The sequence below is a fragment of the Methylophaga sp. SB9B genome (assembly GCF_004832235.1).
In the GTDB taxonomy this organism is placed as follows: domain Bacteria; phylum Pseudomonadota; class Gammaproteobacteria; order Nitrosococcales; family Methylophagaceae; genus Methylophaga; species Methylophaga muralis.
On the sequence record NZ_SSXS01000007.1, the window covers coordinates 151,603 to 171,866 of the forward strand.

A 20,264-nucleotide genomic window follows, 5' to 3' on the forward strand; every position below is an offset into this window, starting at 1 on the left:
TGCAAAACAATGGATATAAAAGAAGCGATTCAAACTCGTCGCTCGGTCAAACATTATGACCCAGCACATCAAATGACCGAAGCCGAAGTCAACGAACTGATGGAACATGCCATCCTATCGCCTACGGCTTTCAATATTCAGCACTGGAGGTTTGTGCGGGTACAAGATACTCAGAAACGTCAGCAAATTCTGGAAGCGGCCTGGGGTCAGGCGCAAGTAGTAGATTCATCGTTGTTACTGGTGCTTTGTGCTGATTTAAATGCCTGGGAAAAACAGCCTGAACGTTATTGGCAACATGCACCCGTAGCAGCTCAAAAAGCTATCCTACCGGCTATTGAAAATTACTATGCGAATCATCATCAAGGTCAACGTGATGAATGTGTTCGATCAGCCAGCATTGCAGCGATGAATATTATGTTGATGGCAAAAGGCATGGGTTATGACACCTGCCCGATGGATGGCTTTGATTTTGATAAAGTCGCTCGCATCATCAACCTGCCACACGATCATATTATTGTGATGATGATTACCGTAGGTAAAAAGCTGGAGGATGCACGTCCCCGAGCCGGTCAATTACCGCTCGAGGAAGTGTTTTTTACCGATAGTTTTTAATCAGATAATCGGCGGCGGCGCATCACAGACATTGTTGCGCCCTCGTCGTTTCGCTAAATACACAGCGCGATCCACACGTTGCAGGAAACTATCCACGCCCTCACCCGGCACATAACGTGCGACGCCAAATGACATGGTTATAGTACCTAATGGTTCACGGGTATCCTTACGTTGAATACGCTTACTGGCAAGATCCTGACGAATAGTATCAGCAAGAATGCGAGCATTCTGCATGCTGGTATTTGGCAGAATGACAGCAAATTCTTCACCACCATAGCGGGCAACCAGGTCCCGGCCTTTCAGCGACGTTTTCATTAATTCGGCAATCACTCTTAACACTTGATCGCCGACTAACTGGCCATGTTTTTCGTTGATGGTGCTGAACATGTCCACATCGGAAAAGATAACTGAGACGTCCATACCATTCTGATCGGCATCGCGTGTCATTTGATGGATCAAATCATCAAAATGTTTACGATTGGCCAAACCCGTCAAACTGTCCGTTATCGCTTCACGTCGCGAATCACTCAACTCTTTTTTCAATGCAGCAACTTCGGTCATTGCACCATTCAATTGTTCATTAAGTAATTCGCCTGATGAAACAGCCAACCGAGTTTCAATCAACACTTCTTCAATAAGCGTATGCAATTGCTGACGATTTAAATCAGGTTGCAAACGACTTAACATGCTTTGTAAATGGCTGTTACTACGACCAGTTGTGGTGACACCGGTATAGACGTAATTCAATACTTGTTTAAGTAATCGCGCCAATTCCTGGCGCATCTCAAACATGGCAGCCCGATCTTTATCATCATCAAAAAACTGCTCGTACAACAAATGACATTGCTGTGCTGTCAGTTTTCCAGACATCTCAATTTCGTTATCTACTGCTTCAGTCAAAGAGAGATTGGTACCGGATACATACTCAAACCATAGCGCATAATTCGCCGGCGTTGGAGCAATATCGAATTGTTTCATTTTTGAAAGCGCTAATCGCATCCACTCTGATGTGCGCTCATCTTGCTCGCTGTATTTCATAATCTCTCCGGCAAGTTCCTGATGCCTATTTTTTCTTCTTCCCTGCTATTTTTAATCGTAGTGCATTGAGTTTAATAAAGCCTTCTGCATCTTTCTGATTATACGCTCCAGCATCGTCTTCAAATGTTGCAATTGATTCATCGAACAGACTGTCTGTCGCTGACCGTCTGCCTACCACAGTGACGTTTCCTTTATACAATTTGATTCTGACATCACCGTTCACGCTATGCTGTGATGCATCTATCATTGTCTGCATCATCAAGCGTTCTGGGGCCCACCAGTAGCCGTTATAAATCATGCTGGCATAACGTGGCATCAACTCATCTTTCAGGTGGGCGACTTCACGATCCAGAGTCAGTGATTCGATGGCGCGATGCGCACGTAACATCACTGTACCAGCCGGAGTTTCATAACAACCGCGTGACTTCATACCCACATAACGGTTTTCAACAATATCCAGTCGTCCTACACCGTTCTCACCAGCAACTTTGTTCAAGTACGTCATGACTTGTGCAGGTGTCATACGTTCGCCATTGATAGCGACAATGTCGCCTTTCTCATAGCTCAGTTCCAGATAAGTTGCTTTATCGGGAGCATTTTCAGGAGAAACTGACCAACGCCACATGGTTTCTTCTGCTTCAGCCCATGGGTCTTCAAGAATCCCACCTTCATAAGAAATATGCAGCAAGTTGGCATCCATTGAATAAGGTGATTTTTTGCCCTGTTTCATTTCAACTGGAATACCGTGTTGTTCTGCATAATCCAGTAGTTTTTGACGTGATAACAAATCCCATTCACGCCAAGGAGCGATAACTTTAATGTTCGGATTCAGACCATATGCACCCAGCTCAAAACGGACCTGATCATTACCTTTACCAGTAGCGCCATGTGAAACCGCCTCGGCACCAGTTTGAGCTGCAATTTCAACCAGACGTTTAGCAATTAACGGACGTGCAATAGAGGTACCTAACAGGTACTCACCTTCATAAATAGCATTGGCACGAAACATCGGGAAAACATAATCACGCGCGAATTCTTCACGTAAATCTTCGATATAAATTTCTTTAATACCTAAAGACTGGGCTTTAGCACGAGCTGGTTCAACTTCTTCACCCTGGCCCAGATCAGCTGTAAAGGTCACGACTTCACATTGATATTTATCCTGCAGCCATTTGAGAATAACCGAAGTATCCAAGCCACCTGAATAGGCTAATACGACTTTTTTGATGTCAGACATGGGGGAAGAAATCCTGTATCGAAGAAATTAAAAATTGGTGCGTTATTGTATCAAAATCCGCGTAAAGCAAGCACTTCTCTTGCTGACTGGCGTTTATCACCTTTGCAGCTAATGGTGCGAGGTGCATCAAGGTATCTCAAGCTAAATCCTAGATCACGATAGAGCTTTTTAATTTTGTCTGTAGCCTGATTAGACAACACCACCGGTCCATCATGTTTTGCCAGCCACTCAGCCAATCTCACCTGATCTTCCCAGTCAAAACCTTGCTGGGAATATTGTCGAAAAGGCACATCATAAGGTGGATCAGCATAGATAAAATCATTCTGCTGAAGAGTAAGGTTGGCGAAATCGGTGTTGCTGAATTCCCACCTGCTTAAAACAGATTGATAGGGCGCAAAGTCACTGACGTAATTGATGGTTTTATAACGCCCGAATGGCACGTTATAGCCGCCGCTTTTATTGAACCGACATAAGCCGTTATAACCAGTTCGATTCAGATAATAAAATAATTGAGCACGTTCAACTTCATTATCTGCAGCGATATCATTGAATTGTTTACGATATTGGTAATAAAGCTGTTCATCATTTGCCAGTGGCAAATCGATGGTTAAGCCTTGCTGTAATTGGCGGTAAAAATTAATCAGTGCCGGGTTTACATCGTTTAATAAAGCTTGCTGCGGATTTAATCCCAAAGCAACGGACAAACCACCACAAAAGGGTTCGACCAGTCGATGTTCGGGAAACTTCTTCCACAACTTTAACAGTTTCGGAATTAGCCAGCGTTTGCCCCCCGCCCATTTTAAAGGCGGTTTAAGCACAGAATCATCTCTGGTCATAGCTGAGTTATCACTGGCTGGATCCGCGGCATGCAAGGCAGTTCATCACTGAATTATGGATAAAGCTGTTCAGAACAACGGGGTTGTTCTGAACAGCTGACATTAACTTATTTACTATGTAATGTTTTACGTGGCGGCATTAAATCCGTGATATTACCTTCAGCCATTTCGGCAGCAAAGGCAAAGGTTTCTGACAAGGTCGGATGTGGATGAATGCTTAAGCCAATATCTTCTGCATCAGCCCCCATTTCCAGTGCCAATACGGCTTCAGCAATTAACTCACCGGCATTTGGTCCGACAATACCGGCACCGAGTAAACGACCGGTTTCTTTATCAAACAGTGCTTTGGTTAAACCTTCATCACGATCAACACTCAAGCTGCGACCACTTGCCGCCCAAGGGAAAGCACCTTTAACGTATTCAATACCCTGCTTCTTGGCTTCATCTTCACTGAGTCCCATCCAGGCAACTTCAGGATCGGTATAAGCCACCGAAGGAATTGTCATCGGATCAAAGGCTACCTTTTTACCAGCAATATGTTCTGCAGCAACTTTGCCTTCATGTGTTGCTTTATGTGCCAACATTGGTTGGCCGACAATGTCACCAATCGCATAAATATGCGGCACATTGGTTTGCATCTGTTGATTGACTTCAATAAAACCATAATCATTGACGGTTACGCCCGCCGCTTCTGCATTAATCAATTTACCGTTTGGTGAACGGCCAACCGCAACCAGGATCTTGTCGTAGGTTTGTGGTTCCGGCGCATTATCACCCTCAAAAGTGACTTTGAGACCTGACTTCATTGCATCGATTTTGCTGACTTTGGTTTTCAGATAAATCGCTTTGTATTGTTTTTGAATATGGTTGTGCAACGGTTTGACCAGATCCTTATCGGCGCCTGGAATCAAACTGTCCTGCAATTCAACAACACTGATTTCAGAACCCAGCGCGTTATATACAGTGGCCATTTCCAGACCAATAATGCCACCGCCAATAACCAGCAGTTTTTTTGGAATATCTTCCAATTCCAACGCATCAGTAGAGTCCATCATCCGTGGATCATCATTAGGGAAAACTGGAATTTTAGTTACACGTGAACCAGCGGCAATAATGCAGTTTTCAAAACTGATAGTTTTAACACCATCGTCAGTTTTGACTTGCATCAGATTTGCACCGGCAAATTGGGCTTCACCATGTACCACCGTAACTTTACGCTGCTTGGCCAAAGCCGATAATCCGCCAGTCAACTTGGAAACAATGCTGTCTTTCCAATCTGCGACTTTGCGAATATCAATTTTTGGCGCACCAAACGTCACACCATTTTCAGCAATATGTTTAGCTTCATTAATCACGTGAGCGGTATGCAATAATGCTTTTGACGGGATACAACCGACATTCAAACAAACACCGCCGATGCGTTGATGACGCTCGATCAAAATCACCTGCTTGCCTAAATCCGCTGCACGAAATGCTGCCGTATAACCACCAGGGCCGGATCCTAAAACCACTACTTCGGCTTGCATATCGGCATCGGTTGCTAGTTCAGCCTTGGCAGTTGGGGCAGCCTGGGGTTTTTCAGCAGGTTTTTCTGCTTTTGTTTCGGCAGGCTTGGCAGATTCTTTTTCCGTTTCAGCCGGTTTTTCTTCAGTTGCAGAATCAGCTTCGCTTTCCAACGTCAGAATCAGATCACCTTGAGCTACCTTATCACCAACTTTAACTTTCAAAGACTTGATAATACCGGCAGCAGAGCTAGGGATTTCCATCGCGGCTTTATCTGATTCAAGCGTGATAATGTCTTGATTTTCACTAATTGAATCGCCTTCAGCAACCAGGATTTCAATAATTTCAACTGCATCAAAATCACCGATATCCGGCACCTTGACTTCAATCAAACTCATAACAATACCTTTCTGATATCCGACAACATTTGATTAAGCATCACAGTAAAGCGAGCGCCGGCAGCGCCATCAATTACACGATGATCATATGAAATCGACAATGGCAACATTAGCCGCGGTTCAAATTCCTTACCATTCCAGACAGGTTTCATCTGATGACGGCTAACACCGAGAATAGCGACTTCAGGAGCGTTAACAATCGGGGTAAAGAATTGACCACCAATACCACCAAGGCTAGAGATAGAGAAGGTTCCACCCTGTAAATCCTTGGCTGTTAAAGTGCCTTCACGCGCCCGGCGCTGATTTCACCCAATTCACCGGCAAGTTCCAGAAAGCCTTTTTTATCAACGTCACGAATCACCGGAACCATCAAACCATTTGGCGTATCAACGGCCACACCGATGTTGTAGTACTTTTTGTAAATCAGGCTTTGTTTGTCTTCACTTAGGGAAGCATTAAACTCAGGGTATTGTTTCAGACAGGCAACAACGGCTTTCATAATGAATACCAATGGCGTCAGACCGACACCTTTCTTGGCAGCCATGTCTTTGTTTTCCTGACGGAATTCTTCCAGCTCAGTGATATCGGCTTCATCAAACTGCGTCACATGAGGAATATTCAACCAACAAGCGTGCAAATGTTTGCCGGAGATTTTCTTTATTCTGGATAATTCTTTGCTTTCGATTTCGCCAAACTGTTCAAAATTTATTACCGGAACAGATGGAATACCAGCGCCTTCAGCCGCTTTTGGTGCAGGTGCATTCATCACCTGTTTAACAAAGTTTTGTACGTCTTCTTTAGTAATACGGCCTTTTTGACCGCTGCCAACGATAGCGGCCAATGGCACACCTAATTCACGAGCAAACTGCCTTACTGAAGGTGATGCATGTGAAGGTTTTTTAGCTGAACCGGTATCCGGTGCATAAGGCAATGTTTCAGTTCTTTCTGGCTCTGGGTTAGCAACCGTAGGAGTTGGTGCTGGTTTACTTTCAGCCACAGCTGGTTTTTCTTTCTCTGCCGGTTTGCTTTCAGCAGCTTTCTCAGCTGGCTTTTCTGCTTTTTCGCTCGTTGCAGCTGAATCACTGGATTCAATTAAAGCGATAACAGAACCTTCGCTGACTTTATCACCGACTTTGACTTTCATTTCTTTGATGGTGCCGCTGAGCGATGATGGGATCTCCATCATCGCTTTATCGGACTCAATGGTGATCACTTCCTGATCAGCATTAATTGAATCACCTTCAGCGACTAATACTTCAATGATTTCAACGCTATCAAAATCACCAATATCAGGGACTTTTAATTCGATTAAATCTGCCATGTTTTAAACCTTAACTGGATTTGTTGCGTCAGCATCAATGTTGTATTGCTTGATAGCTTTAGCAACCACATCGTATTTAATAGTACCCTCGTCAGCTAATGCACTGAGGGTAGCAACTACCACGTGATAACGATCCACTTCAAAGAAGCTGCGTAATCTTTCACGAGTGTCACTGCGACCAAAACCATCGGTACCCAGTACAACATAACGTTGTTTGATCCACGGACGTAATTGCTCGGCATACAGACGCATATAATCTGTAGACGCGATAACTACACCTTCTTGATCATCCAGGCATTGTGAAATATAGCTGCGTTTTTTCTCAGCAGTCGGGTGCAAACGGTTGTAACGTTCCACATCCATACCATCACGTACCAGTTCGTTCACACTGGTTGCGCTCCACACATTGGCAGAAACATTCCAGTCTTTTTCCAGCATTTCAGCAGCAGCTTCAACTTCACGCAGGATGGTGCCACTACCAACTAATTGGGCTTTAACTTTGTGTTTGCCACCCGATTTCAACTGATACAGACCTTTGATGATGCCCTCTTCCACACCTTCAGGCATTGCCGGATGGGTATAGTTTTCATTCATCGCAGTGATGTAATAGAACACGCCTTCCTGTTTCTCATACATCCGGCGCATGCCTTCATGGACGATAACCGCCATTTCATAGGCATAGGTTGGATCGTAGCTTAGGCAGTTTGGAATAGTGTTGGCCAGAATCAGACTGTGTCCATCCTGATGCTGCAGACCTTCACCATTTAGTGTGGTGCGTCCCGCTGTACCACCTAACAAGAAGCCTTTGGCCTGAATATCACCGGCCAACCAGCACAAATCACCAACACGTTGGAAACCGAACATCGAGTAATAGATGTAGAACGGCACCATATTAACGTTGTAGTTGGAATAAGCAGTTGCAGCCGAAATCCACTCCGACATGGCGCCGGCTTCATTGATACCCTCTTCCAAGATCTGGCCTTTGGTATCTTCGCGATACCACATAACTTTGCCCGAATCTTCCGGTTCATACTTCTGACCAGATGAAGAATAGATGCCGATTGAACGGAACAAGCCTTCCATACCAAAAGTACGTGCTTCATCCGGTACGATTGGCACGATATTCTTGCCAATATTCTTATCACGAATTAATGCGGTCAATATCCGTACAAATGCCATTGTGGTTGATAATTCACGATCGCCACTATCTTTCAGTACAGCATCAAAAATACTTAATGGTGGAATCTCCAGCGCAGGTGCACTGTGATTACGTTTTGGAATAAATCCGCCTAACTCTTCACGACGTTCCAGCAGGTATTTTTTCTCTGCGCTGTCATCATCAAGTTTGATGTAAGGGATTTGTTCAATTTCATCATCAGGAATAGGAATATTGAAACGATCGCGGAAGCGTTTCATATGTTCCAGTTCCATTTTCTTCTGCTGATGCGTGGTGTTCTGGCCTTCGCCCGCTTGACCCAAACCATAACCTTTAACGGTTTTAGCCAGAATAACGGTTGGTTGACCAACATGATCTACTGCTTGTTTATAAGCTGCGTAAATCTTGCGTGGATCATGACCACCACGACTCAAGTGCCAGATATCTTCATCAGTCATATCTGAAACCATATCCAGCAACTCTGGATATTTACCAAAGAAATGCTTACGAACATAAGCACCATCTTTAGCTTTGTAATTCTGGTATTCGCCGTCGACCACTTCTTCCATGCGTTTCAGCAACCAGCCATCAGTATCACGTGCCAGCAATTGATCCCAACCGCTGCCCCAGATAACTTTTAATACATTCCAGCCAGCGCCACGGAATAAGGCTTCAAGTTCTTGAATAATTTTGCCATTACCACGAACAGGACCATCAAGACGTTGCAGGTTACAGTTGACGACAAAAATTAGATTATCGAGTTTTTCACGACCGGCCAGAGTGATGGCACCCAATGATTCCGGTTCATCCATCTCACCATCACCTAAGTAAGCCCAAACATGGCGGCCTGCTGTTTTGGCGATTTCACGATGATGCATGTACTTCATGAAACGTGCTTGATAAATAGACAGAATTGGACCAAGGCCCATTGATACTGTCGGGAACTGCCAGTAATCCGGCATCAACCATGGATGAGGATAGGAAGACAGACCTTTGCCATCCACTTCAAAACGGAAATTATCTAACTGTTCTTCGGTCAGGCGACCTTCGAGGAAAGAACGGGCATAGATACCAGGTGCAGAATGACCTTGAACAAACACCATATCGGCGCCTTCTTCATGGTTATCGCCTCGGTAGAAGTGGTTAAAACCAACATCATAGAGTGTTGCAGCGGAGGAGAAACTCGCAATATGTCCACCGACAGCGCCGGGTTTCATATTGGCTTTAACCACCATCGCCATCGCGTTCCAACGGATATACGATCTGAGCTTGTGTTCCATTGCCTGGTCACCAGGAATACGCTCCTGCTGATCCACCGGAATGGTATTTACGTATGCGGTATTGGCACTGTAAGGCAGATTTACACCGCTACGGCGGGCCTTATCAATGAGTTTTTCAATAATGTAATGGGCTTTTTCGTCACCGGCCGCTTCAAGCACAGACTCGAGAGCGTCCAACCATTCTTGCGTTTCTTGTGGATCGTGATCGACAAAATCAGTCATATATACCTTCTTAAATCTCAACGCGATAAATTACAGCCGCACATTGTAACAGTTTTTGTTTAATTGACACTCTGACACGTCGACAAAAGCCTGATGCAGCGCCATTCTGGCAAGAAAATCAAAACCTTGTGGAAATATTTATTACGGATAAAAAGCCGTAAACGCCAAGTGAATTGGCTTTAGGAACTCGCTACTTGATGACGCCGACGCTGGCTAAGCACTCTGAATCCCAGTAACAGAATAACAATGAGCAGATAAATTACCGGCTCAGTTTTATCTTGCTTGACCAGCATATAAAAATGCAAACAAGAAAGCACGACAATCAGATAAATTAAATAATGTAATTTTTTCCAGCGTCGCCCGCCGAGCTTTTTTATCATCTTATCGGTAGAAGTAATCGTTAATGGAATCAGTAACAGAAAGCTGATGAATCCCACCGTGATAAATGGTCGTTTGATAATGTCCAGCCAAATTTCCTGTACATCAAAAAACTGATCCAGCCCTAAGTAAAGCAGCATATGTACGCTGGCATAAAAGAAGGCAAATAAGCCCAGCATGCGGCGAAAACGAATAAATTCATTGATGCCGGTCAGTTTGCGTAACGGCGAAATCAATAATGTCAGCATAATAAATCGCAAAGCCCACAAGCCGGTGTCACGGGTCACAGCTTCAATCGGGTTGGCACCCAATTGATCGTTTAATAAAGCATAAACAAGCCAAAATAGTGGCAATAAGGAAATGCAGAAAACCAGCCATTTAGCTCTGGAGATATGTTTACCCATTAGAAATAACGTTTTAGATCCATACCGGTATATAACTCTGCAACTTCTTCGCCATAGCCATTAAACATAAGTGTTTCACGTTTGAGGAATTCACCTATACGTCTTTCACGACGCTGACTCCAGCGTGGATGATTAACTTCAGGATTAACATTCGAATAAAACCCATACTCACCAGCATTAGCCTGAACCCAAGCGTTAACGGCATTTCTTCAACAAAGCGGATCCGCACAATGGATTTGATACTTTTAAAACCATATTTCCACGGCACCACCAATCGAATCGGTGCGCCATTTTGCCCCGGCATCTCACGTCCATATAAACCACTGCAAGTAAAGTCAATGGATGCATTGCTTCATCCATTCGCAGGCCTTCTAGATAGGGCCAGTTCAATACACGGCGACGTTGTCCGGGCATTTGCTCCGGATCATACAAAGTAGTGAATTCGACAAATTTAGCTTTAGAGTTGGGCTGGGCCTGTTTAAGAATTTCCGCTAATGGAAACCCTACCCAAGGTATCACCATAGACCAACCCTCAACACAACGGAGCCTGTAAATCCGTTCTTCCAATGTCTGGGTTTTGATTAGTTCGTTGTAATCATATTGACCCGGTTTATCGCACTCACCATCAATGGTGATCATCCAGGGTTTACTGCGATCAGGAAAATCGGCAGCTAATGTGGATGGGGATTCTTTATCAGTACCAAACTCATAAAAATTATTATAAGTAGTGATGGATTCGTACGTGGTGAGTTTTTCTTCGGTAGAAAAAGTACTTTGCTGTAGATCGGCAAAAGTCTCACCAGTGGGTGCTTTGGCAGCAAAACTGAATGGCATAGCGCCCGCTGCAGCTAAACCTGCAGCACCATTGATAAACTGTCTCCGGTTCAGATAGACCTGATAATCGGTAACTTCGGATTCTGGAATATCCCACGAACGTTTTTTACGAATCCACATGTTTCACCTCATTTGACATGTAATGTTTAGCTAACCAGTAATCAACACTGATATAACGGCCAGCGCCGATAAAAAACAGTGCCAGCAACATCACAAAATAGGTTGCGGCAAACTCAATACCATTATTCAGTACAACAAAGCTGCCATGTTCCGTCAGCCAGCTATAATTTCCATGTTCCTGCAATATGGATTTGGCTCGATCCAGTCGCTCTATTGCGGCCGGAGCAGTATCGGCGGCAAACGCACTCATCGGATCATGAATGGCCTGCCAACCGTTTTTCCAGTGCACACTGAAAGCCGCGACCAACATAGTGATCATTAAGGGAATACTGACCCAGCGCACGGCGAAACCGAGTAACAATAAAATGGCACCGAAATATTCAGCGGACCATGCGAGGTAAGCCATCAGCTCTGGAAATGGCAAACCCAATCCCCAATCAGGATTGGCAAACCAGTCAATAGTGTTTTGCAATGAACTGTCAGGATTAAATGGATTCCACTTGTTATTGGCAGCTATCCAGAAAACCGGTATCAGGTAAGCTCTCAATAACAGTGGTGCAACGAAGTCAACTTGTCGGGTAGCGTTCAATAGCTGCTGTAATCGTTGTAACAAGGTAATCATATTCATTCCCCTTAGAGGAAAACAGGGGCTTTACGCCCCTGTATATCACTAATGATGTTTACTGAATAAATCAGTTACCACCACATTTACCTTCGCCGCATTTACCTTCTTTATCTTTTTTGCTGTCTTCACCACACTTGGCTTCGCCACATTTGCCTTCTTTATCTTTTTTAGCATCTTCGCCACATTTGGCTTCTCCACATTTACCTTCGCCATGATCTTTAGCCAGCTGCATATAGCCGTTGTTCAAATCAGTCGATTGGAATGGATTGCTATCCGCCGCAGCCATAGGTGAAAGGGCCAGACCAGCAGTCATTGCTGCACTGGCAGCCAACGCGATAGAAGTTTTTTTGTTCATAGCCATGTCTTAAATTCCTTATGTTGTAAATCTCATTATCAGCCCGTCTCAAAGATCAGGCTTGTTAGCATAGACTGACGAGCAATTCGTTTGTTACAAATTAATCTGAAATTTTTTACCAGGCCAATTTTGCTTTAACTACAGATGAAAATATCCGAACCCAGATGAAATTTGTGTTTAGATAAAAAAATCTTTGTAAACTCATCCAACCTTATATTGATGCACTTGACACCATGACTGATCAGTTACAGCGGCAGGACTTTATAAATGATGCTGCATTAGTTGAAGGAATGCTGGATGGCGATTCGGCGTCATTTGAAATGGCCGTAGCCTTATATCATCCAACAATGGTTAATATCGCCAAGGCTATTATTGGGGAAGCTTTTGCTGAAGAAATTGCTCAAGATGCCTGGATTTCGGCTATCCGCTCCCTGACAGAATTTGCAGGTCGCAGCAGCTTACGTACCTGGTTGATTCAAATTACAGCCAATGCCGCTAAGACCAGATTACGTAGAGAAAAACGTCAGGTTTCGCTAGATGAAAACTGGCAAACCAACGAGATGGAAGATCGTTTTGATCATTCAGGGCACTGGGGAGAACCGGTTTCACAATGGGATCTTGAAACACCGGAAGCCATTCTTGCCAATAGTGAACTCAGCGATATTATCAGTCAGACCTTCGAACAACTGCCGCCGCAACAACAGGCGGTATTAACTTTATATGATTTGGAAGGTGAATCAATGTCAGACATCTGTAACATTCTCGATATCTCTGCGTCTAATGCTAGAGTGTTGTTGCATCGTGCTCGCTCAACTATCCAACAGAAAATCGCTCAATATCAGGACCATTTTTAACATGCTTAAATGCCGCGAAATTGAACAAATGGCCAGTGACTATCTAAATAAAGATCTGTCATTTCAGCAACGCATGGCGTTCAAAATGCATTTATTTCTTTGTCATAACTGTCGTAACTATATACGTCAGCTTAAAACCACTATTTCCAGCGTTCAGTTAATGCCGGCTAAACAATCGGTAGTAATAGATGACAAAGTGAAAGATTTGGCTAAACAACTTAGAGAACATGCCAGCAAACAATAGTCTTGTCTGCTGGCAATTTATCAGCCGCTTAACTAATTATTTCTGATACTTCTCTTTCCACTCGTCATAAGGCATACCATAAACATGCTCACGTGCAGCATCGTAATCCATTGCTACACCCTGCTGTTCTGCAGCGGCGAGATACCATTTAGATAAACAGTTACGACAAAACCCAGCCAAATTCATCAAATCAATATTCTGCACATCTTTACGTTCTTGCAGGTGAGCGACTAATCTGCGAAACGCCGCAGCTTCTAGTTCAGTTTGTGTTTGTTGATCCATATTCATTCTCTTCATATAAAAAACAATTAACTTGATGCCCATTTTCCAGCACAGTGAGTGGTGGATAATTTTCATGGCATATAGGCATAACATGCTGACAGCGCTGATGAAAGTGACAACCAGCCGGTGGGTTGGCAGGTGAAGGCAGCTCCCCTCTGACAGCCACTTGCAACTCCTGTTTGTTCAAATCCGGTACTGCAGCTAATAAGGCCTGCGTATAAGGATGTTTCGGTGCATCCAATACCTGCTGACGTGTGCCCTGCTCCACAATTCTGCCCAGGTACATCACCGCAACACGATGTGCCAGATAATCTACTACGCCAATATTGTGGGTAATAAATAAAAATGACAGCCCGAACTCATGCTGTATATCCCGCAGCAAATTCAGAATTTGTGCCTGTACCGATACATCCAACGCACTAGTCGGTTCGTCACACACAATAACTTCAGGTTCTGTAGCTAAGGCTCGAGCAATACAAATCCGCTGCCGTTGACCGCCGGAAAACTCATGCGGATAACGATGGCGGATATCGGCTCGTAAACCGACTCGTTCAAGTAATGAATCAATGTATTTAGTCTTGGCAGCGGGCTCTTTACGAAACTTGCTCGCACTTATCGCTTCGTCGATAACCTGCTCAATAGTCATCCGTGGATTCATCGAGGAAAATGGATCCTGGAAAATGATCTGCAGTTGACCACGATAAGGTTTTAACTGACGTTGAGAAAGCCGGTTCAGCACCTTCCCCTGAAAACGCACTTCACCGGCTGTCACCTCAACTAACTGTAAAATGCCTTTACCAACGGTCGTTTTGCCACAACCCGACTCACCCACTAATGCCAGCGTTTCCGCATTATGTAATGTCAGATTGACGCCATCCACCGCCTTAACCTGACCCACTTGGCGTTGCAAAATACCTTTACGGATGGGGAAATGAACTTTTAAACCCCGGATATCTAATGCATGAATCTGAGATGGAATCACATCTGAAAGATGGGATGCATGAGATGGTTTAAGCAGATTTTCTGCTGAAGCCGTCACCGTAGGATCATATAGATGACAACGCACGCCACGTTCATTAGTCGCTATCCAGCTTGGTTCATGCTGATGACAATGATCCCAGGCCAGATCACAACGATCGGCAAATCGGCAGCCAATAAATGTTTGATTTAATGGCGGCACATTGCCTTTAATCACCGTTAAACGTTGATCGCGCTTTTGTTCGCTAGGTAGAGCTTCAAACAGCTTTTGAGCATAGGGATGCTGTGGATTGGCAAAAAACGACTGCCGATCTGCTTGTTCAACAATTTGCCCGGCATACATAACGGCAATGTGATCCGCCATTTGTGCAGCCACGCCCAAATCATGCGTTATAAGCAAAATCGCCATGCCGGTATCACGTTGGATCTGTTTCAATAAATCGAGGATTTGTGCCTGAATGGTTACATCCAATGCCGTTGTCGGTTCATCTGCAATCAGTAACTCGGGTTCACCGGCTAGAGCCATAGCAATCATTACCCGCTGTTTCATGCCACCGGACATTTGATGCGGATATTCTTTCAAGCGTCTTATGGGATCAGGGATACCAACTGAATCCAGTAACTTTAAACTTCGTTGCTGTATTTCCTGTGGCGATAACTTGAAATGCCAGCGCAGTGTCTCGCCAATTTGTTGACCAATGGTTAACACAGGATTCAACGAACTTTGAGGTTCCTGGAAGATCATTGCCACCCGACGTCCCCGCACCGATTCCATCTCAGCTTCGGAGAGTTTAAGCAGATCCAGTCCATTCAGATTAATTTCGCCGGCCACAATTTTACTGGCTGGATAAGGATTTAATCTGAGTAGTGACAAAGCACTGATGGATTTACCACAACCAGATTCACCTAATAACGCAAAGGTCTCACCTTGCTGGATGGAAAAGTCTATGCCATCAACCGCTTTAAATGGCTGTTCTTTACTGAGAAACCAGGTTTTCAGCCCTTTAACTTCCAGTAATACCGGGGAAGTCATCTCGCCCCCTGCATTCTTGGATCAAATGCATCACGTACTACATCGGCAAATAAATTAGCTGCCAATACCAGAATAAACATCGATATAAACGCAGCGGTTAATGACCACCAGACGACGGGTTCACGCGCCATTTCAAGCCGGGCACTGTTAATCATATTGCCCCAACTGATCATTGAAGGATCTACACCGACTCCGACATAGGATAAAACCGCTTCCGCGAGTACCAGACCACTGAAATCCAATACCACAGTAATCAACACAATATGCATCAGATTGGGCAGGATATGCCGATGCAAGATACTAAAATTACTTGCCCCTAATGATCGGGCAGCCAGCACATATTCCGCTTCACGTAATTTAAGTGTTTCTCCACGCAATATCCGGCATAGGCCCGTCCAACTGGTGACACCAAGTATCAAACAGAGAAATAACAAACGCATATCTGCACGTTCGGCAATCGTAGCGAAGTGATCAGGATTTGTGTTCATATAAACCTGTAGCATCAACACCGCAGCCGCAATTAATAACACGCCGGGAATAGAGTTTAAGGTGGTGTAAATATATTGAATGACATCATCAATCCAGCCACGGAAATAGCCAGCGCTGATCCCCAGAAAAATAGCCAGTGGCAACATTATCAAGGTAGTCAACGTGCCAATTGCCAGTCCTGTTCTAACACTTTTCAAAGCCTGATAAAGCACACTTTGCCCGACTTTATCAGTACCAAACACATGGTAATACTGGCTGAGCATAACCAGCGTTACGCTTATCCAGACAAGCAAAAAAATCATTAGATAAAAAGTACGGACAGGATAATCAGATTGACCATGCATTAACCGTTTCAACTCGGTCAGAAGTGCATGCTGATAGCGCAGTTTCCGATACACGATATAAAGGGCAATCAACAAAACAATAAAAGTTATGGATGCAAAGGTGCTTTTCAGCACAATGTTTCGCACGTCCGCCCATTTTTCTGTTTCAGACATTAAATGCTGGGCTGCGTATTCTAATCGCGGATGGCTATATTCCAGCTGGCCACCTTTTACAACCTGCATTTCTTTAACAAATAAACGTGTTGCAAGAGGTGCGGAATAGGTTTTTTCAACCTGAGTGCGAATCGGTGAAACCATCCAGTCGAGCACACTCAGTACTTCAGTTGAATAGTGTTGCTGATTATTATCAGCAGAGGCTAAGGCAACACGAAAATGTAGCGAATCAAGAAAACCGATAGTGACGTAGCTGAGCAGGATAATGACTGAAATAACCCCCGCGTTTACGCTGCATCACCATTACCCAGGGAGCACGTAAATGCGGTTTACTTCGAAGATAAAAGATACCTGCTGTGATGACAGCGAGCAAAATAAAAATCAGTATGTCGGTCCACAAGAATACCGGCAGAAAGGGCATGGCTGTCCTTATATTGATTTTCTGAGGCTGGATATATCCACTTTAAGTGCTTTCGGCAATGAGAAAGCAATATTTTCAATCTGACCTTTGTCTTCGGTGACGTATTCGACGCCCAGCATTTTGAGTTTATCAACCACCGCCTGCACTAGCGATTCAGGTGCTGAAGCACCAGCGGTCAAGCCTATTTGCTGTTTATCTTTGAGCCAGTCTACATTTATTTCATCCGCATTATCGATAAGATAAGCTTCTGTACCAAGTTTATTCGCTAACTCTTTGAGTCGATTAGAGTTAGAGCTGTTTACCGACCCCACAACCAACACCAGATCACAGTTCTGTGCCAGCCGTTTTACCGCATCCTGACGATTCTGTGTGGCATAACAAATATCATCTTTACTCGGGCCAATAATATTTGGAAAACGTTCACGCAACGCATCAATCACCAGTTTGGTATCGTCAACCGATAAAGTTGTCTGGGTCACAAATGATAAGTTATCGGGATCATTCACTGTCAGCTTGGCGACATCTGCAGGAGATTCAACCAGATACATTGCACCTTGGTCGGATGTGTATTGGCCCATAGTGCCTTCTACTTCTGGGTGGCCTGCGTGCCCGATAAGGATACATTCTCGTGCCACTTTTTCATGTTTGGCTACTTCCAGATGCACTTTGGTCACTAAAGGACAAGTCGCATCAAACACTTTCAGTCCGCGTTGTTTACCTTCTTCCTGCACCGCTTTAGAAACACCGTGTGCACTGAAAATCAATGTGCTGTTATCTGGTACATCGGATAATTCTTCGATGAAAATCGCGCCTTTACTACGCAGATCTTCGACTACTGTGCGATTGTGAACCACTTCATGACGAACATAGATAGGCGCGCCAAACAGCTCCAAGGCACGCTCGACTATTTCAATCGCGCGATCCACCCCAGCACAAAAACCTCTTGGATTGGCTAATACCAATTTGGTCATTTACAACACTGCCTTTGGATAAGAACCTAAAACACGGAAAACCGACGATTCCGACTCCAGCTCTTTTAATGCACTGGCTACCGTCGGATCCTGACAATGGCCGTCGATATCGATAAAAAACACGTATTCCCAAATACCTTTACGAGAAGGTCGGGATTCGATTCGGCTCATACTAATACCTTTGTCAGCCAAAGGTTTAAGTAAGTTTTGTAACGCACCCGGTTTATTTTTTGTAGAAACTAATAATGCTGTTTTATCAACACCAGATGGGCCAACATTTTGATTGCCGATTACCAGAAACCGCGTGGTGTTGCCCGCTTCATCTTCAATATTACTGGCCAGTACTTTCAAACCATAAATTTCAGCAGCTGTGCTGGCTGCAATGGCAGCGCTGTCTTCGCCCATTTCGGCTACTCTTTTGGCTGCTTCAGAGTTACTGTCTAACGGAAACAACTCTGCCTGAGCTAACTGATCGCCTAGCCATTGACGGCATTGGGCAAGTGCTTGAGGATGAGCGTAAACCTTTTTAACATCAGATAATTGCGAAGCATTACTCAACAAATAATGATGTATTGGTAAGGTCACTTCACCATTAATTTTAAGCGGCGAACTGACAAATCTATCCAAAGTATGATTGACCATACCTTCGGTTGAGTTTTCCACCGGCACCACACCATAACAAGCATATTCGGTTTCAACGGCGCTAAAAACGTTAGCAATTGTGCTTACTGGATGAAGCTCGGCGGAACCACCGAAATGTTTTAAAGCAGCAGCCTGGGTAAACGAGCCTTCAGGTCCAAGATACGCAATACGCAAAGGCTTTTCAGCCGCCAGACAAGCCGACATGATTTCACGGAATAATCTGGCCATTTCTTTATCAGATAACGGGCCGGTATTACGTTCCATCACCTGACGTAAAATCATTGCTTCACGTTCAGGCCGATAAAAATCGGCTTGTTCGCCGGATTGCTGTTTAATTTCAGCAACCTGATGCGCAAGCGCTGTGCGTTCGTTTAATAAACTCTGTAATTGCTTGTCGACTTTATCAATCTGTTCACGAACGGCTTGAAGTGCTTGTTTCTCGGACATGGTTAACCAAACCTGCGCTCAAATTCAGACATAAACCAGATGAGTTTATCGACACCGGCTTCCGGCATTGCATTGTATATGCTGGCGCGCATACCACCCAAATCCCGATGGCCTTTAAGTGTTAACAAGCCTTCTTTAGCGGCATCTGCCAGAAACTGTTTATCCAGATCGCTGTTCGCTAAGGTAAATGGAATATTCATCCATGAACGGTAACGCACATCCACTGGGTTAGCATAAAAATCGCTGCCATCAATTGCGGCATATAATTTGGCCGCTTTTCGCTGATTGATTTCCGCCATGCCCTGCAAACCGCCCTGTTGTTTCAACCACTGAAACACTAGCCCAGCCAGGTACCAACTATAAGTGGCTGGCGTGTTATACATAGAACCATTATCTGCATGGATTTTGTAATCAAACATCACCGGTGTGCCTGGTAAGGTTTTACCCATTAAATCTTTACGCACGATGACAATACATAAACCAGCAGGGCCAATATTTTTCTGTGCGCCAGCATAGATCAAGCCAAAGCGATTTACATCACATGGGCGAGACAAAATGGTGGAAGACATATCGGCAACTAATGTTGCATCCCCTACTTCAGGGATTTCTGCAAACTCCAAACCATGAATCGTTTCGTTCGGCGTGTAATGCACATAAGCAGGATTATCCGACAACTGCCACTCGGCCTTGTCTGGAATCGTACGGTAATGGGATGGCTTGGAATCGGCGACGACATTTACTTTGGTATAACGGCTGGCTTCAGTAATGGCTTTTTCCGACCAGGCACCGGTATTCAAATAATCTGCATGCGTATGACCATGCAGCAAATTCATCGGAATCATCGAAAACTGGCTGGATGCACCGCCCTGCAAAAACAGCACGGCATAGTCATCCGAAATACCCATCAACTCACGCAAATCGGCTTCAGCCTGTTCTGCAATTGAAGTATATTCCGGACCACGGTGACTCATTTCCATCACCGACATACCGGTACCACGCCAATCCAACATTTCCTGTTGTGCAATCAGCATCACATCGTCCGGCAGCATCGCTGGGCCGGCACTAAAATTATAGGCTCTCAAATTGC

At 44.5% G+C, this 20,264-nt stretch carries 18 protein-coding genes and 2 pseudogenes; 3 read left to right on the plus strand and 17 right to left on the minus strand.

Annotated features, from left to right (window positions below):
- The first annotated feature begins 9 nt into the window (after window positions 1-9).
- Window positions 10-612 (plus strand): nitroreductase family protein, encoded by a 603-nt coding sequence (locus E8Q33_RS09410; RefSeq protein WP_136554342.1) that lies wholly within the window; start codon window positions 10-12, stop codon window positions 610-612.
- Here E8Q33_RS09410 and E8Q33_RS09415 read toward each other — a convergent pair whose 3' ends face one another.
- The 10 genes and pseudogenes from E8Q33_RS09415 to E8Q33_RS09460 form a co-directional block, all read right to left on the minus strand.
- Window positions 613-1,650 carry a GGDEF domain-containing protein gene (locus E8Q33_RS09415; protein WP_069295404.1) on the minus strand — a complete coding sequence of 346 codons (1,038 nt, stop codon included), beginning with the start codon at window positions 1,648-1,650 and terminating at the stop codon, window positions 613-615.
- Window positions 1,651-1,675: 25 nt separating this feature from the next.
- On the minus strand, window positions 1,676-2,887 hold the full coding sequence (locus E8Q33_RS09420; protein WP_136554344.1) for an argininosuccinate synthase: 1,212 nt from the start codon (window positions 2,885-2,887) through the stop codon (window positions 1,676-1,678).
- A 50-nt stretch (window positions 2,888-2,937) separates the two neighbouring features.
- Complete coding sequence (locus E8Q33_RS09425; protein ID WP_247870010.1) at window positions 2,938-3,759, minus strand: Dam family site-specific DNA-(adenine-N6)-methyltransferase; 822 nt, start codon at window positions 3,757-3,759, stop codon at window positions 2,938-2,940.
- A gap of 71 nt (window positions 3,760-3,830) precedes the next feature.
- Window positions 3,831-5,624, minus strand: a complete 1,794-nt coding sequence (lpdA, locus tag E8Q33_RS09430) for a dihydrolipoyl dehydrogenase (protein ID WP_136554346.1) — start codon at window positions 5,622-5,624, stop codon at window positions 3,831-3,833.
- Window positions 5,621-6,945: pseudogene (aceF, locus tag E8Q33_RS09435) on the minus strand (dihydrolipoyllysine-residue acetyltransferase). Before aceF ends, lpdA begins: the two are co-directional and overlap by 4 nt.
- 3 nt (window positions 6,946-6,948) lie before the next feature.
- The gene (aceE, locus tag E8Q33_RS09440) at window positions 6,949-9,603 is read right to left on the minus strand and encodes a pyruvate dehydrogenase (acetyl-transferring), homodimeric type (RefSeq protein ID WP_069295408.1); all 2,655 of its coding nucleotides are present in this window, start codon (window positions 9,601-9,603) and stop codon (window positions 6,949-6,951) included.
- 179 nt (window positions 9,604-9,782) lie between these two features.
- Entirely contained in the window at window positions 9,783-10,385 is a 603-nt protein-coding gene (gene msrQ / locus E8Q33_RS09445; protein WP_136554348.1) for a protein-methionine-sulfoxide reductase heme-binding subunit MsrQ, read from the minus strand.
- Window positions 10,385-11,339: pseudogene (gene msrP / locus E8Q33_RS09450) on the minus strand (protein-methionine-sulfoxide reductase catalytic subunit MsrP). Before msrP ends, msrQ begins: the two are co-directional and overlap by 1 nt.
- Complete coding sequence (locus E8Q33_RS09455; RefSeq protein ID WP_136554350.1) at window positions 11,326-11,961, minus strand: DoxX family protein; 636 nt, start codon at window positions 11,959-11,961, stop codon at window positions 11,326-11,328. The pseudogene msrP and the gene E8Q33_RS09455 overlap by 14 nt, the downstream one beginning before the upstream one ends.
- Before the next feature lie 70 nt (window positions 11,962-12,031).
- A complete protein-coding gene (locus E8Q33_RS09460) occupies window positions 12,032-12,325 on the minus strand; it encodes a low-complexity protein (RefSeq protein WP_069296749.1) in 294 nt (97 codons plus the stop codon).
- Between the two features lie 227 nt (window positions 12,326-12,552).
- Between E8Q33_RS09460 and E8Q33_RS09465 the strand changes: the two genes are divergently transcribed.
- On the plus strand, window positions 12,553-13,173 hold the full coding sequence (locus E8Q33_RS09465) for an RNA polymerase sigma factor (RefSeq protein WP_069296750.1): 621 nt from the start codon (window positions 12,553-12,555) through the stop codon (window positions 13,171-13,173).
- A 1-nt stretch (window position 13,174) separates the two neighbouring features.
- On the plus strand, window positions 13,175-13,417 hold the full coding sequence (locus E8Q33_RS09470; RefSeq protein WP_069296751.1) for a zf-HC2 domain-containing protein: 243 nt from the start codon (window positions 13,175-13,177) through the stop codon (window positions 13,415-13,417).
- 36 nt (window positions 13,418-13,453) lie between these two features.
- Here the strand turns inward: E8Q33_RS09470 and E8Q33_RS09475 are convergent, their stop codons facing one another.
- From E8Q33_RS09475 to serC, 7 genes are all read right to left on the minus strand, one after another.
- Window positions 13,454-13,699 (minus strand): DUF1244 domain-containing protein, encoded by a 246-nt coding sequence (locus tag E8Q33_RS09475; RefSeq protein WP_069296752.1) that lies wholly within the window; start codon window positions 13,697-13,699, stop codon window positions 13,454-13,456.
- A complete protein-coding gene (locus tag E8Q33_RS09480) occupies window positions 13,677-15,710 on the minus strand; it encodes an ABC transporter ATP-binding protein (RefSeq protein ID WP_136554352.1) in 2,034 nt (677 codons plus the stop codon). Before E8Q33_RS09480 ends, E8Q33_RS09475 begins: the two co-directional genes overlap by 23 nt.
- Window positions 15,707-16,852: an ABC transporter permease gene (locus E8Q33_RS09485; RefSeq protein WP_247870011.1), complete on the minus strand. Its 1,146-nt coding sequence runs from the start codon at window positions 16,850-16,852 to the stop codon at window positions 15,707-15,709. The genes E8Q33_RS09480 and E8Q33_RS09485 overlap by 4 nt, the downstream gene beginning before the upstream one ends.
- Window positions 16,853-16,925: 73 nt before the next feature.
- Complete coding sequence (locus tag E8Q33_RS16035) at window positions 16,926-17,117, minus strand: hypothetical protein (protein WP_247870012.1); 192 nt, start codon at window positions 17,115-17,117, stop codon at window positions 16,926-16,928.
- Between the two features lie 8 nt (window positions 17,118-17,125).
- On the minus strand, window positions 17,126-18,088 hold the full coding sequence (gene ispH, locus E8Q33_RS09490) for a 4-hydroxy-3-methylbut-2-enyl diphosphate reductase (protein WP_136554354.1): 963 nt from the start codon (window positions 18,086-18,088) through the stop codon (window positions 17,126-17,128).
- Window positions 18,089-19,177, minus strand: coding sequence for a prephenate dehydratase (pheA, locus tag E8Q33_RS09495; protein WP_136554356.1), 1,089 nt, complete (start codon window positions 19,175-19,177; stop codon window positions 18,089-18,091).
- 2 nt (window positions 19,178-19,179) lie between these two features.
- Window positions 19,180-20,259 carry a 3-phosphoserine/phosphohydroxythreonine transaminase gene (gene serC / locus E8Q33_RS09500; RefSeq protein WP_136554358.1) on the minus strand — a complete coding sequence of 360 codons (1,080 nt, stop codon included), beginning with the start codon at window positions 20,257-20,259 and terminating at the stop codon, window positions 19,180-19,182.
- Window positions 20,260-20,264: the final 5 nt, after the last annotated feature.

Coding starts and splice junctions, on each gene's coding strand:
- E8Q33_RS09410 (WP_136554342.1), top strand. CDS start 10: ATGGATATAAAAGAAGCGATTCAAACTCGTCGCTCGGTCAAACATTAT.
- E8Q33_RS09415 (WP_069295404.1), bottom strand. CDS start 1,650: ATGAAATACAGCGAGCAAGATGAGCGCACATCAGAGTGGATGCGATTA.
- E8Q33_RS09420 (WP_136554344.1), bottom strand. CDS start 2,887: ATGTCTGACATCAAAAAAGTCGTATTAGCCTATTCAGGTGGCTTGGAT.
- lpdA (WP_136554346.1), bottom strand. CDS start 5,624: ATGAGTTTGATTGAAGTCAAGGTGCCGGATATCGGTGATTTTGATGCA.
- aceE (WP_069295408.1), bottom strand. CDS start 9,603: ATGACTGATTTTGTCGATCACGATCCACAAGAAACGCAAGAATGGTTG.
- msrQ (WP_136554348.1), bottom strand. CDS start 10,385: ATGGGTAAACATATCTCCAGAGCTAAATGGCTGGTTTTCTGCATTTCC.
- E8Q33_RS09455 (WP_136554350.1), bottom strand. CDS start 11,961: ATGATTACCTTGTTACAACGATTACAGCAGCTATTGAACGCTACCCGA.
- E8Q33_RS09460 (WP_069296749.1), bottom strand. CDS start 12,325: ATGGCTATGAACAAAAAAACTTCTATCGCGTTGGCTGCCAGTGCAGCA.
- E8Q33_RS09465 (WP_069296750.1), top strand. CDS start 12,553: ATGACTGATCAGTTACAGCGGCAGGACTTTATAAATGATGCTGCATTA.
- E8Q33_RS09470 (WP_069296751.1), top strand. CDS start 13,175: ATGCTTAAATGCCGCGAAATTGAACAAATGGCCAGTGACTATCTAAAT.
- E8Q33_RS09475 (WP_069296752.1), bottom strand. CDS start 13,699: ATGGATCAACAAACACAAACTGAACTAGAAGCTGCGGCGTTTCGCAGA.
- E8Q33_RS09480 (WP_136554352.1), bottom strand. CDS start 15,710: ATGACTTCCCCGGTATTACTGGAAGTTAAAGGGCTGAAAACCTGGTTT.
- E8Q33_RS16035 (WP_247870012.1), bottom strand. CDS start 17,117: ATGCCCTTTCTGCCGGTATTCTTGTGGACCGACATACTGATTTTTATT.
- ispH (WP_136554354.1), bottom strand. CDS start 18,088: ATGACCAAATTGGTATTAGCCAATCCAAGAGGTTTTTGTGCTGGGGTG.
- pheA (WP_136554356.1), bottom strand. CDS start 19,177: ATGTCCGAGAAACAAGCACTTCAAGCCGTTCGTGAACAGATTGATAAA.